At 72.0% G+C, this 1,579-nt stretch carries 2 protein-coding genes; both read right to left on the reverse strand.

From position 1 onward, the window contains the following. On the reverse strand, window positions 1-523 hold a 523-nt coding region (locus ACXJKH_RS20235), incomplete at its 3' end, for an FAD-dependent oxidoreductase (protein WP_457322042.1). Then, the coding region (gene ubiH / locus ACXJKH_RS20240; protein ID WP_457322044.1) for a 2-octaprenyl-6-methoxyphenyl hydroxylase at window positions 520-1,579 on the reverse strand (1,060 nt) is incomplete at its 5' end. The genes ACXJKH_RS20235 and ubiH, both read right to left, overlap by 4 nt.

The following is a 1,579-nucleotide window of genomic DNA, read 5'->3' on the forward strand; positions in this document are numbered from 1 at the left end:
CGGCCAGCCGGCGCAGGGTGGATTCGGCACCGTCGGCGGCGATCGCCAGCGAGGCCTCCAGCCGGCGTCCATCCTCCAGCCGCAGGCGCACGCCGTCGGCGTCCTGTTCCAGCGCGTCTACCCGCGCCGGGCAGCACAGCTGCACACCGGCCGTCGGCAGCGCCGCCCACAACCGATCCACCAGCAGTTCGTTCTCGACGATCCAGCCGAGTTGTTCGCGCCCCAGGGTGTCGGCATCGAAGCGCAGTTCATCGCCACCGCCGGCATCCCACACGCGCATGCGCCGGTAGGCGCAGGCACGCGCGGCCGTGACCGCCGGCCACACACCGAGCGCGGTGAGCAGCTGTGCGTTGTCCGGGGCGAATGCATACACGCGCAGATCCGGTTGTTGCGGCTGCCACGATGACGGCTCGCGGCCTTCCACCAGGGTGACCTCCAGCCCGGCCTCGGCCAGCGCCAGCGCACAGGCCGCGCCGACCACGCCGCCACCGACCACGATCACATCGCGCGCGCGCCGGCTCATGCGCTTACTCCGCGACACAGCGCCGGCACCTGTCCACGGAAGCCCATCGCACCGCCGACCAGCATCGACTGCATCGGCGTGGCCTGTGCTGCAAGCAACCCGAGACTGCGCAGCGGACGCATCAGCGGCGCCGGGTTGCTGGTCAACCGGGCCAGTCCACCGGAGAAGGCGATGGTCTGCTGCCGGTCTTCCTCGCGGCGCGCCACGTACGCCTGCAGCAGTGCATCGCTGCCGGCATCGTCGGCCTCGGCCACCAGCTCGGCCAAGGTCAGCGCATCGCGCAGGCCCAGGTTGAAGCCCTGTGCACCGAGCGGATGGATGGTCTGCGCGGCGTTGCCGAGCAGCACCGCACGTTCGCCGACCAGGGCCTGGGCCAGCACCTGGATCAGCGGATAGGCGCTGCGCGGCCCACTCTCCAGCAGCCGTCCGGCGCGCCAGCCGATCGCCGCCTGCAGGCGCTGCAGCCACGCCGCATCGCCCAGCGCCATGACCGCATCGGCCGCCTCGCGGGCCACGCCATGCACGGCGCCGTAGTGGCGGTCGCCACGCGGCAGCAGCGCGGTGGGGCCGGTATCGGTGAAACGCTCGTAGGCCGTGCCATCCGGCGCACGCGCGCTGCGCACCCGCGAAACGAACAGGGTCTGCTCGAAATCATGCGCGTCCACGCCGATGGCGAGCGCCTCGCGCACGCCGCTGCGGGTACCGTCGGCGCCCACCACCAGCCGCGCCAGCAGACGGCGCTCGCCGTCGTCATCGGCAATGAACACCTCACGATGGCCGTCGACGGTGCCGCCCAGGCGCACGAAGCGCGCCGGACGGTAGCGGGTGAGATGGGCCAGCGACTGCAGCCGGGTTTCCAGCGCCGCGCCGAAATCGCGCGCCACCACCACCTGGCCAAACCACGGCCGCTGGTACTGGGCGGCGTCCATCTGCACGCGGCCGAAATCTCCGGCACGGCTGACGTGGATGCGGGTGATCGCCCCGGTCGCCGATCCCAGCAGCTGCATCACGCCCAGGGCGGTCAAGGCGTTGACCGTGGCTGCGGCAAAGCTGAGG

The sequence above is a fragment of the Stenotrophomonas sp. P5_B8 genome (assembly GCF_054049855.1).